Raw genomic sequence first — 12548 nt, forward strand, 5'->3', positions numbered from 1 at the left:
GGGAGGATCCCTGATGCCCAAACGCCTGCGCCTGACCCGCCGCACCAACATCGCCACGACAGAAGACGCCTACCGAAAACTGCGCACCCTCTCCAAGGAGGCGGGCCTGGACGAGGGCGAATTCCTGTCCTTCGTGTTCGAGAACTGGGGCAGCGTCATCAACGAAGAAAAATTCATTGCCCGCATCCGGATCTTCAATTCCGAGTTGGAGGACCGCAAACGATGATCCGTGCCGCCCTCCTCCTGATCGCGCTTGCTCCCCTGCCCGCTTCGGCGCAATCGGGCTTCGTCTTCGGCCAGCCCCCCGCCGCGACAGATACTCCCCGCGCGCTGGACATCTTTTCCCATATCGAAGGCTACGCCGAATTCACCGCCGAGCGTCACGGCGCCGTGACCCAACCGCTCGCAACAGAGCTTGGCACCGACCTGCTTCTGCGCATCTTCCGCAACACCTGCCTCGGGATCGAGCGGGGCCAGTCCCTGGCCGAGATCACCCCCAACGGCTTCGCGCCCTACGAAACCCTGCCCTATTCCTTCGGCGACGTCACCGCGCCGCTGTTCACGCCGGGCCGCCGGGTTCTGTCGCCCACCGGCTCCATTGATGCCGACGAAGGCAACGGCCACCCATCCATCTGGCTGGCCCCTGAAGAGACCGGCATGACCTGCCGCATCGAATGGCACATCGGCCCCGACGTGCCCGAGGCGCGTCAGCAATCCATCGCGAATTACCTGCAACAGTGGGTGCCGTGGAGCTTCGCGCTGATCCACGCCTCGCGCCCCTTCGCGGGCGGCACGCCCCCGCTTACCAGCGCCACCGAGTGGGACCGCCCCTGCGGCGACAGGTGGTGTCCGATGACAATCGTCCATTCGTTCCCTGCGGGCCGCATCAGCATCGAGACGACCCTCAACATCACCGACATCGAAGGCAGCGCCCCATGACCAACACGCTCTATTGCTTTGGCGAAAGCGGCAACGCCTACAAGGCCGCGCTGGCGCTGGAACTGGCAGGCATTCCCTGGCAAGCCGCCCATGTGGATTTCTTCAACGGCGAAACGCGCACGCAAGAATTCCGCGCACTCAACCCGATGGGCGAGGTTCCCGCCCTCGACACCGGCGACGAAATCATGACCCAATCCGGCGTGATCCAGCATTGGGTGATGGAAACGACCGGAAAGCTGACAGGCGACACGCCGCGCAACGTGTTGCGCTGGACGATTTTCGACAACCAAAAGGTCTCGGGCGTCGCGGGCCCCCTTCGGTTCCTGATGAATTTCCTGCCCGAGGAAAAGCGCAACGCCGATGTGATCGCCTTCCACGCAGGCCGCCTGAAGGCGTCGTTGCAGATCCTGGAGGGGGAGCTGACAAAGCGCGATTGGCTGGCGGGCGACGCGATCAGCTGTGCCGACATCTCCTGTGCCGGATACCTCTTCTATGAAGAGCCCTTCACCTTCACCCGCGCCGACTATCCGGCCATCGACGCATGGCTGACGCGGATTACTGAGACGCCCGGCTGGAAACACCCCTACGACCTGATGGCGCGGGCCTTCCCCGGATGATCCTTGCACCCGCGACCTTCCCCCTAGCCAAAGCGCGCCTGCCTTGGCACCTTCGCCGTAAGGAAGGACACAAGGCGCGCCGATGGTCAGCAAACTCGCCCTCGGGGCAATCTGGGGATATCAGCGATACGTTTCTCCCTACAAAGGGTTCCGCTGCGCGCATTCGGTGCTGCACGGTGGAACGGGCTGTTCGGGCTATGCCAAACACGCGATCCGCGATCACGGGTTTTGGGGCGCGCTCCCAACCATCCGGCAACGGTTTCGCGATTGCAGATCCGCGTCCGAAACACTCCGGGCCAATTGCGCCGTCCATGCCAATTGGGCGGAAGAGCAGGCCAATGACAGCCCCCGTCGCGGGCGCAAGCGCCGCAAGAAATCCAAGGACAGCGGCTGGTTCGGAAATGCCTGCGACTGTGGCGATGTCGCCTTTTGCGGCCTTGCCCTGCCCGCTTTCTGTGCTGCCGGAAGCGCCGGCGCGCAGGATAGCACGCCCGACAAGCTTGGCGTCCCCGTTGAAGGGGGCGGCGCAGACGGCTGCGGCGGTCTCGATTGCGCGGCCCCGTCGTGTGATGGCTGTGGCGGCTGCGATTGCGCCCCGTCCTGCGGGTAACGGCGCCTCCCTTGGGGGCGCAAACGTGCCCACATCGCCCCGAAATGCATGCCCCGGTTGTACCGCCGCACCCGGACCACCCATATTCTGATCATCCCTCGCCCGCCCCGCGGTGCCAGAGCTTTGGAGACACCCCATGACCGATGCCTATATCTACGACGCGATCCGCACCCCCCGTGGCAAGGGCCGCCGTGACGGTGCCCTGCACGAGGTCACCTCGGTGCGGCTGTCCGCGTTCACGCTCAACACCCTGAAAGAACGCAACGGCCTTGAAGGCCACGCCGTCGAAGACGTGATCTGGGGCAACGTCACCCAGGTGATGGAACAGGGCGGCTGCCTTGCGCGCGCCGCTGTTCTGGCCTCGGACCTTGACGAAAGCATCCCCGGCCTTGCGATCAACCGCTTCTGCGCGAGCGGTCTGGAGGCCGTGAACCTTGCCGCCAACCAGATCCGCGGCGGCGCGGGCGACGGATATATCGCGGGCGGGGTCGAGATGATGGGCCGGGTCCCCATGGGCAGCGACGGTGCCGCCATGGCCGTGGACCCGCAACTGGCCATGGACAGCTATTTCGTGCCGCAAGGCATTTCCGCCGATATCATCGCCACCGAATACGGCTTCACCCGTGATGAGGTCGACGCCTATTCGGTGGAATCCCAGAACCGGGCGGCGGCGGCCTGGGCCGACAACCGCTTTGCCCGCTCCGTCATCACGGTGAAGGACCAGAACGGCCTGACCATTCTGGACCGCGACGAATACATGCGCCCCCAGACGGACATGCAATCGCTCGGCGCGCTCAAGCCCGCGTTCAAGGAGATGGGTGAAATGATGCCCGGCTTCGACGCAGTGGCGCTTATGAAATACCCGCATCTGGAGGCGATCAACCACATCCACCACGCGGGCAATTCCTCGGGCATCGTGGACGGCGCCGCCGCCATTCTGGTGGGTAATAAGGAGTTCGGCGAAAAATGGGGCCTCAAGCCCCGTGCCCGCATCCGCGCCAACGCCAAGATCGGCACCGACCCCACGATCAACCTCACCGGCCCTGTGCCCGTGACGACCAAGATCCTGATGGAAAACGGCATGAATATCGGCGACATCGACCTGTTCGAAGTCAACGAGGCCTTCGCCGCCGTCGTCCTGCGCTTCCTGCAAGCCTTCGACGTCGATCCTTCCAAGGTGAACGTGAACGGCGGCGCGATTGCCATGGGCCACCCGCTGGGGGCCACGGGGGCCATGATCCTCGGCACGCTACTGGATGAGATGGAGCGCACGGACAAGGAAACCGGGCTTGCGACGCTTTGTGTCGCGGCGGGCATGGGGTCGGCCACGATCCTGGAACGCGTGTAGCCCATGGCCCAGACGCCCGACAATCTCGATACCGATCCGAACCTGTGCGATACCCGCGCGCAGGAGATCTACCAGACGCACCTCGACATCACGAGCGCGCTGGTCCTTTCGGGCGATACCCATACCTTCGCGCGCGATCACATCGCCTCCGTCTTCATCTACCGCACCGGCGAAGGCACGACCGTGGTCGAGACCGTCGAGGATCAGAACAAGGACATGCAGAAAGTCTCGCAGTGGCTGATCAACCGCGGCGCGACCGAATATCACCGCATCGCGCGGCAGGCCCGGTTCCTTTCGCCCAACATGATCGAGGGGTTTCACACCACCTATGCCATGCACGGCGCGGTCAACCTGACAAAGCCCTACCACAGCCGCCAGTTGCTGCGGCTTGAAGACGGGCAATGGCGCACGCAGATGGCCGAACATGAACTGGCCGCCTGCTTGTTCATCAACAAGACGCCCACGCCCATGCCGGGCCTCTTTTCGGGCCCATGGCAATTGGACCGCGCCGCCCCAACCCATTCCGAGGCCGATGCCATCCGCATCTACGCCGATGCCATCGCCCAGATGGACGACGACATGAACAGCGATGATTTCGACAGCTGGACCACCCGCTTCGCCCTTCTCGCGCAAATGCACCACTACGACGGCGATTTCAACATTCAACACCCCGAGGATCTGCGGCCCTTCTTCACCCGCATCCGCAACAGGATGCACGAACTGGGCGCGACCCACATCAAGCGCACCGCCACCTTCGCGGCCTTCAGCGAACCCGGGCGCATCCTGGGCTATCACGACGCCGTGCTGCTGCGCGATGGCGCGCCCTGCTTCACGCCGGTCAAAAGCCGCCAAATCTATGAACACCGCGACGGGCAATGGCTTTGCGTGTCGATCACCAATTCAATGAAGGCCGCGTTCCCCAGCGATACCGTCCTTCAACCCACCCCTGCGCTGCCCACGATCCGCCAGATCGAAGAAAGGATGACCAAATGACCGATTTCACCATGGAAATCGACGCCGAAGGCGTCGCCGTGATCACCTGGGACGTGCCGGGAAAGTCGATGAATGTGCTCAACCGGGAGGCCTTCACGACCTGCGAGGCCCTGATCGATCAGGCCCTGGCCGACGACGCCGTGAAAGGCATTGTCATCACCTCGGGCAAGTCCACCTTCGCAGGCGGGATGGACCTCAACGTACTGGCCTCGATCCGCAACGAATCCGGCGACAACCCCGCCGAGGGGCTGTTCAACTTCACGATGAACGGCCACCGCATCCTGCGCAAGATTGAACGCGCAGGCATGGAGCCCAAGACCAACAAGGGCGGCAAACCCATCGCATGCGCCATTCCCGGCACCTGTGCGGGCATCGGCACGGAAATCGCGCTCGCCTGCCACCACCGGGTGATGGCCGACAACCCCAAGGCCAAGATCGGCCTGCCCGAGATTCTCGTGGGCCTCTTTCCCGGCGCGGGCGGCACCACCCGCTATTCCCGCATGGTCGGCGCCATGGCCGCAGCACCCGTGCTGCTGGAAGGCCGGATGCTGGACCCGAAAAAGGCCAAATCCGCGCAACTGGTGGACAACGTCGTCCCCGCCGAGGGACTCCTGCAAGCCGCGAAAGACTGGGTCCTCAACGCCTCCCCCGCCGATATCGTCAAGCCGTGGGACGCCAAGGGCTACAAGATGCCCGGCGGTGCCCCCTATCACCCCGCGGGTTTCATGACCTTCGTGGGGGCCTCCGCCATGATCCACGGCAAGACCAAGGGCGTCTACCCGGCGGCCAAGGCGCTGCTCTCGGCCATCTATGAAGGCGCACTGGTGGACTTCGACACCGCCCTGAAGATCGAGGCGCGCTATTTCACCCAGATCCTGATGAACCCCTCGTCGTCGGCCATGATCCGCTCGCTCTTCATCAACAAAGAAGCGCTGGAAAAGGGCGCGAACCGCCCCGCTGTGCCGGACCAAACCGTGAAAAAGGTCGGCATCCTCGGCGCGGGCATGATGGGCGCGGGCATCGCCTACGTCTCGGCCAATGCAGGCATCGAAGTGGTCCTGATCGACGCCAAGCAGGACTCTGCGGACAAGGGCAAGGCCCACGCCGAAGGCATCCTCGACAAGGGCGTGGCCCGCAAGAAGGTCACGTCTGAAAAGAAGGCCGAAGTCCTCGCCCGCATCACCGCCACCACCGATTACGCCGCCGTCAAAGGCTGCGACCTGATCGTAGAAGCCGTGTTCGAAGACCCGAAGGTCAAGGCAGAGGTCACGCAAAAGGCCGAGGCCGCCATGTTGGACACCGGCATCTTCGCCACCAACACCTCCACCCTGCCGATCACCATGCTCGCCAAGGCCTCCGCGCGGCCCGAACAGTTCATCGGCATCCACTTCTTCTCTCCCGTCGACAAGATGGCGCTGGTAGAGATCATCAAGGGCAAGCAAACCGGGGACGTCGCCGTGGCCAAGGCGCTGGATTTCGTGCGCCAGATCCGCAAGACGCCCATCGTCGTTAATGATGAACGCTTCTTCTACGCCAACCGCTGCATCCTGCCTTACGTCAACGAAGGCGTGCGCATGTTGCAGGAAGGCGTGGCCCCGGCCCTGATCGAGAACGCCGCCAAGCTGGTCGGCATGCCGCTGGGTCCGCTGCAACTGACCGATGAGACCTCCATCGATCTCGGTGCCAAGATCGCCCGCGCCACCAAGGCGGGCGACCCGGACTATGACGACACCACGGACGAGCTGATTTTCTGGATGGAGGCCGAGGGCCGCCTCGGGCGCAAGGCCAACGCGGGCTTCTATAGCTATGACGACAAGGGTAAGCGCACGGGCCTCTGGGACGGACTGGGCGCGCGCTACGCGGTCAAGGACGACCAGCCCGATCTGACCGACGTGCAGCACCGCCTGCTGTTCGCCCAGGTGTTGGAGGCCGTCCGCGCGTTGGAGGCCGGCGTTCTGATGGACATCCGCGAAGGCGACGTGGGCGCGATCCTGGGCTGGGGCTTCGCGCCGTGGTCCGGTGGCCCGTTCTCCTGGCTCGATATCCTCGGAACGCCCTATGCCGCCGAACGCTGTGATCAACTGACCGAGCAATACGGCCCCCGCTTCGCCTGCCCAGCCCTGCTGCGCGAAATGGCCGACAAGGGCCAAAGCTTCTACGGCCGCTTTGGGGAAGGTCCCGCCGCGAACGCGGCATAATCAACAAGGAACAGGAAAGCCGCCTAGGCTCGCCTGTGACGTTTGATCTGGGAAAGGGGGCGTCACGGCCCCCTTTTTCATGGGCACGATCACAGGGAATCGCATCTGTCAATATTGGGAAACCGCGTCTAACCCGCTAGACAGGTTTGAATTAATTCTAGGACAGCATTCAATCAAAGGACAAAGACAGTGACCAAAGATCAATCCATCCCCGCCACGACCGAGCTGTCCGACGATGACCTCGACCAAGTCCAAGGCGCAGGCAACCGCATGCAGCAAGCTTCCGCCAAGGGCATCGTCCTGTCCAGCGAGAGCGAAGAGCCCACCTTCAAGCGAGACCGCAAAGGCATCATCATGTCCAGCGAAAGCGAGGAGCCATCCTTCCGCAAAAGCGAAAAGGGCATCGTCGCGCAAACCGGAACTGGCGAGATTTGATCGCCACCTCCGGCCCCTCACATTTTCAAAGGACAACACAATGACCAAAACCCCTGATCATATCCCCGCAACCGAGCTGTCCGACGATGACCTCGACGCCGTGCAAGGCGCAGGCAACCGCGTGCAGCAGGCCTCCACCAAGGGCGTCATCCTGTCCAGCGAAGGCCGCGAGCCGAGCAAAGGCGTCGTCCTGTCCAGCGAGAGCCATGAGCCGACCTTCAAGCGCGACGCCAAGGGCATCGTCCTGTCGAGCGAGACCGAAAACCCTCGAGGCAAATAAGGCCGCACGCCGCTGCCACTGTCGCTGTCGCCCGATGCGCCCGTGACAAACGACCGACACGGAGGGCGCGCGCGTGAATTCTTCTATAATAATGGGATATTTTTTGAAATCAAATGCTTAACACCCTGCTCAAGCTTGAGCAGGGTGTTGAACCGGGTCAGAACCGGTACGCGGCCCCGATCCCGAAAGACGTGACCGTCACGTCCTGCCCCGAGAAGTTGTTCAGGTTCGTGCGCGTGATATCCGCGCCGATCATGATATCCTCGTTCAGCATGTAGTCCGCGCCGATCCCGTAGTAGGACCCGAACTCGGACTGGCGGCTGTTGGCGGCATTCGTCATCACCCCGAGGGTCTGACCGACGCCGCCCGTGACCAGCACCGGCCCCAGATCGTAGCCGATCTCGATGCCCGCCCGGAACAGCATGTCGAGGGTCGGATCGGGCGTCGCGGCGGGGATCAGCGGCTCCACCCCGACGTTGCCGAACGTGGCCGAGCCCGTGGCCCCCAACACGACATTGCCCAGATCATAGCGGTAGCCGCCGAAGGCACCCACCATCGGGCCACTGCCCTCATTCAGGGTCACGCCGCCCGGCGTGTCGATGTCGACGCGGGCAAGCTCAAGCAGGCCACCTGCGTAAAAGCCGGTCCAGTCAGTATTCTGTGCCGAGGCCGGGGCGGCGACGCCCATCAAGGCCACGCACGCGAAAGCGCGGAAAAACTGCATATCTGCCTCATGTGTTTTTGTTCGTTTTGATTGTGGATAAGTCTGCACCAAGGTTGAAAGCAACACAATTGCTTGTGAGACCGCAAATATCTTGTGACCCGTGCAAATCGCCCACATCGGCCCCGCATTAGCCCCAAATCAGCCCCAGATCAGCAATGTCTCGCCGATTTCTTCTCGCTTCTCCGACGGAAACCCCGGCCGCCTGCGTGGTGACATCGTCCCCGGCAGCTTTCGGGCTGCCAGCCGCCTGCCCTCTTCTCTCATCCCTGCCGGGGGCAGGCGGCCCATTCCCCCTTCCCTTTTTCCCACCCCTCCGGCAAAACTCTTGCCAGCTTTCTGGGAGGATGCGCCGATGGGTTGGATGAAAGATGAGACCGGGCTGGAAAAGACGCCCGCCAATTTCGTGCCGCTGACACCCCTCAGCCATCTGGCCCGCGCCGCCCGTGTGTTCCCGACCCGCACCGCCGTGATCGACGGTGCCCATCGCAAGACCTACGCCCAATACCACGCCCGCGTCTCGCGCCTTGCCTCGGCCCTTGCCAAGCGAGGCATCACCCCCGGCGATGTCGTCTCCACCCTCCTGCCCAACACCTACGCCCATGCCGAGGCGCATTTCGGCGTTCCCGCCGCGGGCGCGGTGCTGAACGCCATCAACATCCGCCTCGATGTCGCCACGGTCGCCTATATCTTCGACCATGCCGAAAGCGCGATGGTGCTGGCCGATACGCAGTTCCTGCCGCTGGTGGAAGATGCGCTCAGGGCCATGGAAGGCCCCGCACCCATTATCATTGAGGTCCCCGACGCAGACGCAGGCCACCCCGCCACGGGCCGCTACACCACCTATGAGGAGTTGCTGGACGAAGGCGACCCCACCGCGCCGTGGCACATGCCCCAAGACGAATGGGAAAGCATCGCGCTCAACTACACCTCCGGGACCACGGGGAGGCCAAAAGGCGTCGTCTATCACCACCGGGGCGCGTATCTGATCACCATGGGCACACCGATTTCGTGGCGGATGACCCTGTTTCCGATCTACCTCACCATCGTGCCGATGTTCCACTGCAACAACTGGTGCCACACGTGGATGATGCCCGCCGTGGGCGGCACGCTGGTGTGCTGCCGCGATATCACCGCAAGCGCCATCTACAACGCCATCGCGGATGAGGGCGTGACCCACATGGGGGGCGCACCGATCGTGCTCAACATGCTGGTGAATGCCAAAGACGCGGACCGTCGCGCGTTCGCCCACACGGTCGAGGTCTTCACCGCAGGAGCCCCGCCCGCCGCCGCAACGCTGGCCGCGATCGAGACGATGGGCTTCCACGTCACCCAGGTCTACGGGCTGACGGAAAGCTACGGCCACGCGACGGAATGCGTCTGGCAGGATAGCGACTGGGCTGATCTGGATGCGGCGGCCCGCGCCGGGATCAAGGCGCGCCAGGGGGTGGAACTGCCAAACATGCACCACATCACCGTCATGGACCCCGAAACCATGCAACAGATCCCGATGGACAGCACCGCCACGGGCGAGATCATGATGCGCGGCAACGCCATCATGAAGGGCTACTACAAGAACCCCGAAGCCACCGCCGAGGCCTTTGCGGGCGGCTATTTCCACACTGGCGACATCGCCGTGCAGCACCCCGACAGCTACATCCAGATCGCGGATCGCGCCAAGGACATCATCATTTCGGGCGGCGAGAATATCTCGTCCGTCGAGGTCGAGGGCGCGCTGATGCACCACCCCGCCGTGTCGCTTTGTGCCGTCGTGGCCAAGCCCGATGACACATGGGGGGAAGTGCCCTGCGCCTTCGTAGAACTCAAGGAGGGCGCCGAGGCGACGGAGGCCGAGATCATTGCCTTCGTCCGCGAACGGCTGGCCGGTTTCAAGACCCCCAAGCGCGTGGTGTTCAAAGAGCTGCCCAAGACATCCACCGGCAAGATCCAGAAATTCGAGCTGCGCGGGATTGCCAAAAGCATCTGACGTGCCTTGCATTGAGCCGTACCGCTGCCTCCTATAGGCTGATGGTTAACAACGCTAAAACGCGATCGGCAGGCGGATGACCGCACTCAACGAATACAGGCGACTAGAGGCCCTCGGCCTTTGGCGCGAGCAGGCCCAGGATCAACGGCGCGAGGTTGTCGTGTCGTTGGGCGAGGCGACGCTTGTGATGTCCTCGGCCTCGGGGACTGCGTTGGGCCATTGGTCCCTGCCTGCCGTGGAACGCCTCAATCCCGGCAAATCCCCCGCCCTTTATGCGCCCGCCAGCGATAGCGACGAAGAACTGGAAATCGCGGACGCCGACATGGTCGACGCCATTGAACGTATTCGCGCCGCCATCGCCAAATCGCGCCCCCGCCCGGGTCGCCTGCGTCTGGCCCTTGGCGTGGGGTTCACCGTGGCGGCGATGACCTTGGGCGTCTTCTGGCTGCCCGGTGCCCTGACCCGGCAAACGGTGTCGCTGCTGCCCGAGGCCAAGCGGGTGGAAATTGGCGAACAGCTTTTGGTGCAGATGACCAACATCGCGGGCCGCCCCTGTACCGGGCGCGGCGGGCGCACCGCGCTGTTGCGCCTGTCCGTGCGCACCTTCGGGACCGAGAACGCGCCGCAGCTGGTGATTTTTCCCGCCACCATCCCCGACACGCTCAGCCTGCCCGGCAACATCATTGCCGCCTCCGCCGCGTTGGCCGAGGACTTCGAGACGCCCGAGGTTCTTGCAGGCTACCTGCTGGCCGAGGCCACGCGCCGCGCCACGCGCGATCCGCTGGAAACATTCCTGTCCGAGGCCGGGCTTGGCGTCACGTTTCGCCTGCTGACAACCGGAGAGATCACCGAAGAGGCGATCCACGCCCATGCCGCCCGCCTGTTGTCCCGCGACGCGGTACCGGTGGATACCGGCGCGCTGCTGGCGCGGTTCGAGGCGGCAGAGATCTCTTCCCAGCCCTATGCGTTCGCCCGCGACGTCTCGGGCGAGTCGGTGCTGGGGCTGATCGAGGCAGACCCCATGCGCGGAGGCGGTGCGCCCGTTGTCTTGAACGATGCCGACTGGGTCAGCCTGCAAGAAATCTGCGCAAGCTAGCCCTCAGAAACGCAAGAAGAGGCGCAGTTTCCCGCGCCCCCTCTCTTTGTCTGAAAATCATCTCAGTTGCGGGTAATCGCGCCCGTGAAGCCTGCGCCACGGGTCTGCACCAGCGCGCGGCCCAATGATTGCGGGTCGCCGTAGGGTCCCGCCATCACGACGTAAAGCGTCTGGCCCTGGCGCTGCACCTGCCCGATGCGTGCCGGAAGCCCGGCAGCGGCCAAACGGGTGTAAGCGCTTGTCGCAACCCCTTGGCCCTGGAACGTTCCGGCCAGCACGTGGCGGTGGTTGGCGCCCACGCGGACCTCGTTGGCGGGGGCCGACGGCGCGGCATCAAGCGGCGCCCGTGCCCGCGTGCCCGGCGTCCCCGTCGGGACACCCGTGATTTCCGGGGCGACATATGCGTCACCGCGTGCAGCCAAGGCCGCTGCGGCGGCTTGGCGACGGGTCAGCACCTGGGTGCCACGGGTCAGCGGGACCGAGGCGATCTGGCGCGGCACCGTGTTGGTCCACACCTGCGCCATCTGCGCCTCGCCTTCGGGCGTGCCGATGCCGCGATAGGGGTTCAGGCGGCCATCGTCCCACGCCAGCTCATAGCCCGGTGGCGGTGCGCTCAACGCGAAGCTGCGCGGGGTACCGGTGCGGGGTTGAGCGTCGCCGCCGACACCGCCCAAGCGCGATTGGGGTTCGACAACATAGCCGGGGAAGTTGGCCTGCGGGCCGCACCGCACGTCTTCGCCCGAGAAGTAGGGCTGATGTGCCGCGGGCAAGTTCGGGCACCCGGTCGTCACCGCCGGGGCTTGAATGGTGACAGGTGCGGTCTGCACCTGCGGCACCACAACCGGCGCCGGAGCCGGAGCCGGGGCTGCGGCGACCACGGGGGCCGTTCGCACGACGGGCGCAGGCGCAGGCGCAGCGGGGGCTGCCGCCGGTGCTGGCGCAGGCGCAGGCGTGGCCCCACCGATGATGGTCACGCTGCTGTCGGCTGTCAGATCCGGCTGGGTCCGGGCCACGCCGGTCGTGGGTGCCATGCCGCAGACCTGGTTGCGATCCCGGCCCACGCGCGGCACCCATTCGGTGGCGGCCCCAAAGCCGACGCGCACGAAAACGCAGCCACGACTGTCGACGTATTGATCGCCGGTATAAGATGAAGACGGTATCTCCGCCGGGATGCCTTGGGCGAGCGTTGCGCCAGGAATTGCGAGCCCTGCAGACAGGCTCAAGACCATGGCAAGATGCCATTTCTTGTTAGGCATGCGATATCCCCCAGATAAACGCTTATGGATTTCTAGGGCAAATCGTGACGCCAAGTAAAGGGTTTCAA

The 12548-nt window shown here is 64.3% G+C and carries 13 protein-coding genes; 11 read left to right on the forward strand and 2 right to left on the reverse strand.

The window, feature by feature from the left end; genetic code table 11:
• Positions 1 to 13 precede the first annotated feature (13 nt).
• The 9 genes from KUL25_RS08615 to KUL25_RS08655 all read left to right on the forward strand — a co-directional run bounded on the left by KUL25_RS08615 (position 14) and on the right by KUL25_RS08655 (position 7420).
• Entirely contained in the window at positions 14 to 226 is a 213-nt protein-coding gene (locus tag KUL25_RS08615) for a hypothetical protein (protein WP_068360700.1), read from the forward strand.
• Positions 223 to 939 carry a hypothetical protein gene (locus tag KUL25_RS08620; RefSeq protein ID WP_257892574.1) on the forward strand — a complete coding sequence of 239 codons (717 nt, stop codon included), beginning with the start codon at positions 223 to 225 and terminating at the stop codon, positions 937 to 939. Before KUL25_RS08615 ends, KUL25_RS08620 begins: the two co-directional genes overlap by 4 nt.
• Positions 936 to 1556: a glutathione S-transferase family protein gene (locus KUL25_RS08625; protein ID WP_257892575.1), complete on the forward strand. Its 621-nt coding sequence runs from the start codon at positions 936 to 938 to the stop codon at positions 1554 to 1556. The genes KUL25_RS08620 and KUL25_RS08625 overlap by 4 nt, the downstream gene beginning before the upstream one ends.
• A gap of 82 nt (positions 1557 to 1638) precedes the next feature.
• Entirely contained in the window at positions 1639 to 2166 is a 528-nt protein-coding gene (gene yidD / locus KUL25_RS08630; RefSeq protein WP_257892576.1) for a membrane protein insertion efficiency factor YidD, read from the forward strand.
• A 136-nt stretch (positions 2167 to 2302) separates the two neighbouring features.
• Entirely contained in the window at positions 2303 to 3514 is a 1212-nt protein-coding gene (locus KUL25_RS08635) for an acetyl-CoA C-acetyltransferase (protein WP_257892577.1), read from the forward strand.
• A 3-nt stretch (positions 3515 to 3517) separates the two neighbouring features.
• On the forward strand, positions 3518 to 4507 hold the full coding sequence (locus KUL25_RS08640) for a hypothetical protein (RefSeq protein ID WP_257892578.1): 990 nt from the start codon (positions 3518 to 3520) through the stop codon (positions 4505 to 4507).
• On the forward strand, positions 4504 to 6705 hold the full coding sequence (locus KUL25_RS08645) for a 3-hydroxyacyl-CoA dehydrogenase NAD-binding domain-containing protein (RefSeq protein ID WP_257892579.1): 2202 nt from the start codon (positions 4504 to 4506) through the stop codon (positions 6703 to 6705). The genes KUL25_RS08640 and KUL25_RS08645 overlap by 4 nt, the downstream gene beginning before the upstream one ends.
• A 189-nt stretch (positions 6706 to 6894) precedes the next feature.
• On the forward strand, positions 6895 to 7140 hold the full coding sequence (locus tag KUL25_RS08650) for a hypothetical protein (RefSeq protein WP_257892580.1): 246 nt from the start codon (positions 6895 to 6897) through the stop codon (positions 7138 to 7140).
• Positions 7141 to 7180: 40 nt separating this feature from the next.
• Positions 7181 to 7420 carry a hypothetical protein gene (locus KUL25_RS08655; RefSeq protein WP_257892581.1) on the forward strand — a complete coding sequence of 80 codons (240 nt, stop codon included), beginning with the start codon at positions 7181 to 7183 and terminating at the stop codon, positions 7418 to 7420.
• Between the two features lie 157 nt (positions 7421 to 7577).
• Here KUL25_RS08655 and KUL25_RS08660 read toward each other — a convergent pair whose 3' ends face one another.
• Positions 7578 to 8144, reverse strand: coding sequence for a porin family protein (locus KUL25_RS08660; RefSeq protein ID WP_257892582.1), 567 nt, complete (start codon positions 8142 to 8144; stop codon positions 7578 to 7580).
• Positions 8145 to 8496: 352 nt separating this feature from the next.
• Here KUL25_RS08660 and KUL25_RS08665 point away from each other — a divergent pair, with 352 nt between their 5' ends.
• Both KUL25_RS08665 and KUL25_RS08670 read left to right on the forward strand, forming a co-directional pair.
• Entirely contained in the window at positions 8497 to 10128 is a 1632-nt protein-coding gene (locus KUL25_RS08665; RefSeq protein WP_257892583.1) for an AMP-binding protein, read from the forward strand.
• Positions 10129 to 10204: 76 nt separating this feature from the next.
• The gene (locus tag KUL25_RS08670) at positions 10205 to 11224 is read left to right on the forward strand and encodes a hypothetical protein (RefSeq protein ID WP_257892584.1); all 1020 of its coding nucleotides are present in this window, start codon (positions 10205 to 10207) and stop codon (positions 11222 to 11224) included.
• Between the two features lie 62 nt (positions 11225 to 11286).
• Here the strand turns inward: KUL25_RS08670 and KUL25_RS08675 are convergent, their stop codons facing one another.
• Positions 11287 to 12480 carry an SPOR domain-containing protein gene (locus KUL25_RS08675; RefSeq protein ID WP_257892585.1) on the reverse strand — a complete coding sequence of 398 codons (1194 nt, stop codon included), beginning with the start codon at positions 12478 to 12480 and terminating at the stop codon, positions 11287 to 11289.
• Positions 12481 to 12548 lie beyond the last annotated feature (68 nt).

The sequence above is a fragment of the Gymnodinialimonas phycosphaerae genome (genome assembly GCF_019195455.1).
GTDB lineage: Bacteria > Pseudomonadota > Alphaproteobacteria > Rhodobacterales > Rhodobacteraceae > Gymnodinialimonas > Gymnodinialimonas phycosphaerae.

Coding starts and splice junctions, on each gene's coding strand:
- KUL25_RS08620 (WP_257892574.1), top strand. CDS start 223: ATGATCCGTGCCGCCCTCCTCCTGATCGCGCTTGCTCCCCTGCCCGCT.
- KUL25_RS08670 (WP_257892584.1), top strand. CDS start 10,205: ATGACCGCACTCAACGAATACAGGCGACTAGAGGCCCTCGGCCTTTGG.
- KUL25_RS08615 (WP_068360700.1), top strand. CDS start 14: ATGCCCAAACGCCTGCGCCTGACCCGCCGCACCAACATCGCCACGACA.
- KUL25_RS08635 (WP_257892577.1), top strand. CDS start 2,303: ATGACCGATGCCTATATCTACGACGCGATCCGCACCCCCCGTGGCAAG.
- KUL25_RS08625 (WP_257892575.1), top strand. CDS start 936: ATGACCAACACGCTCTATTGCTTTGGCGAAAGCGGCAACGCCTACAAG.
- KUL25_RS08675 (WP_257892585.1), bottom strand. CDS start 12,480: ATGCCTAACAAGAAATGGCATCTTGCCATGGTCTTGAGCCTGTCTGCA.
- KUL25_RS08645 (WP_257892579.1), top strand. CDS start 4,504: ATGACCGATTTCACCATGGAAATCGACGCCGAAGGCGTCGCCGTGATC.
- KUL25_RS08655 (WP_257892581.1), top strand. CDS start 7,181: ATGACCAAAACCCCTGATCATATCCCCGCAACCGAGCTGTCCGACGAT.
- KUL25_RS08665 (WP_257892583.1), top strand. CDS start 8,497: ATGGGTTGGATGAAAGATGAGACCGGGCTGGAAAAGACGCCCGCCAAT.
- KUL25_RS08660 (WP_257892582.1), bottom strand. CDS start 8,144: ATGCAGTTTTTCCGCGCTTTCGCGTGCGTGGCCTTGATGGGCGTCGCC.
- KUL25_RS08640 (WP_257892578.1), top strand. CDS start 3,518: ATGGCCCAGACGCCCGACAATCTCGATACCGATCCGAACCTGTGCGAT.
- yidD (WP_257892576.1), top strand. CDS start 1,639: ATGGTCAGCAAACTCGCCCTCGGGGCAATCTGGGGATATCAGCGATAC.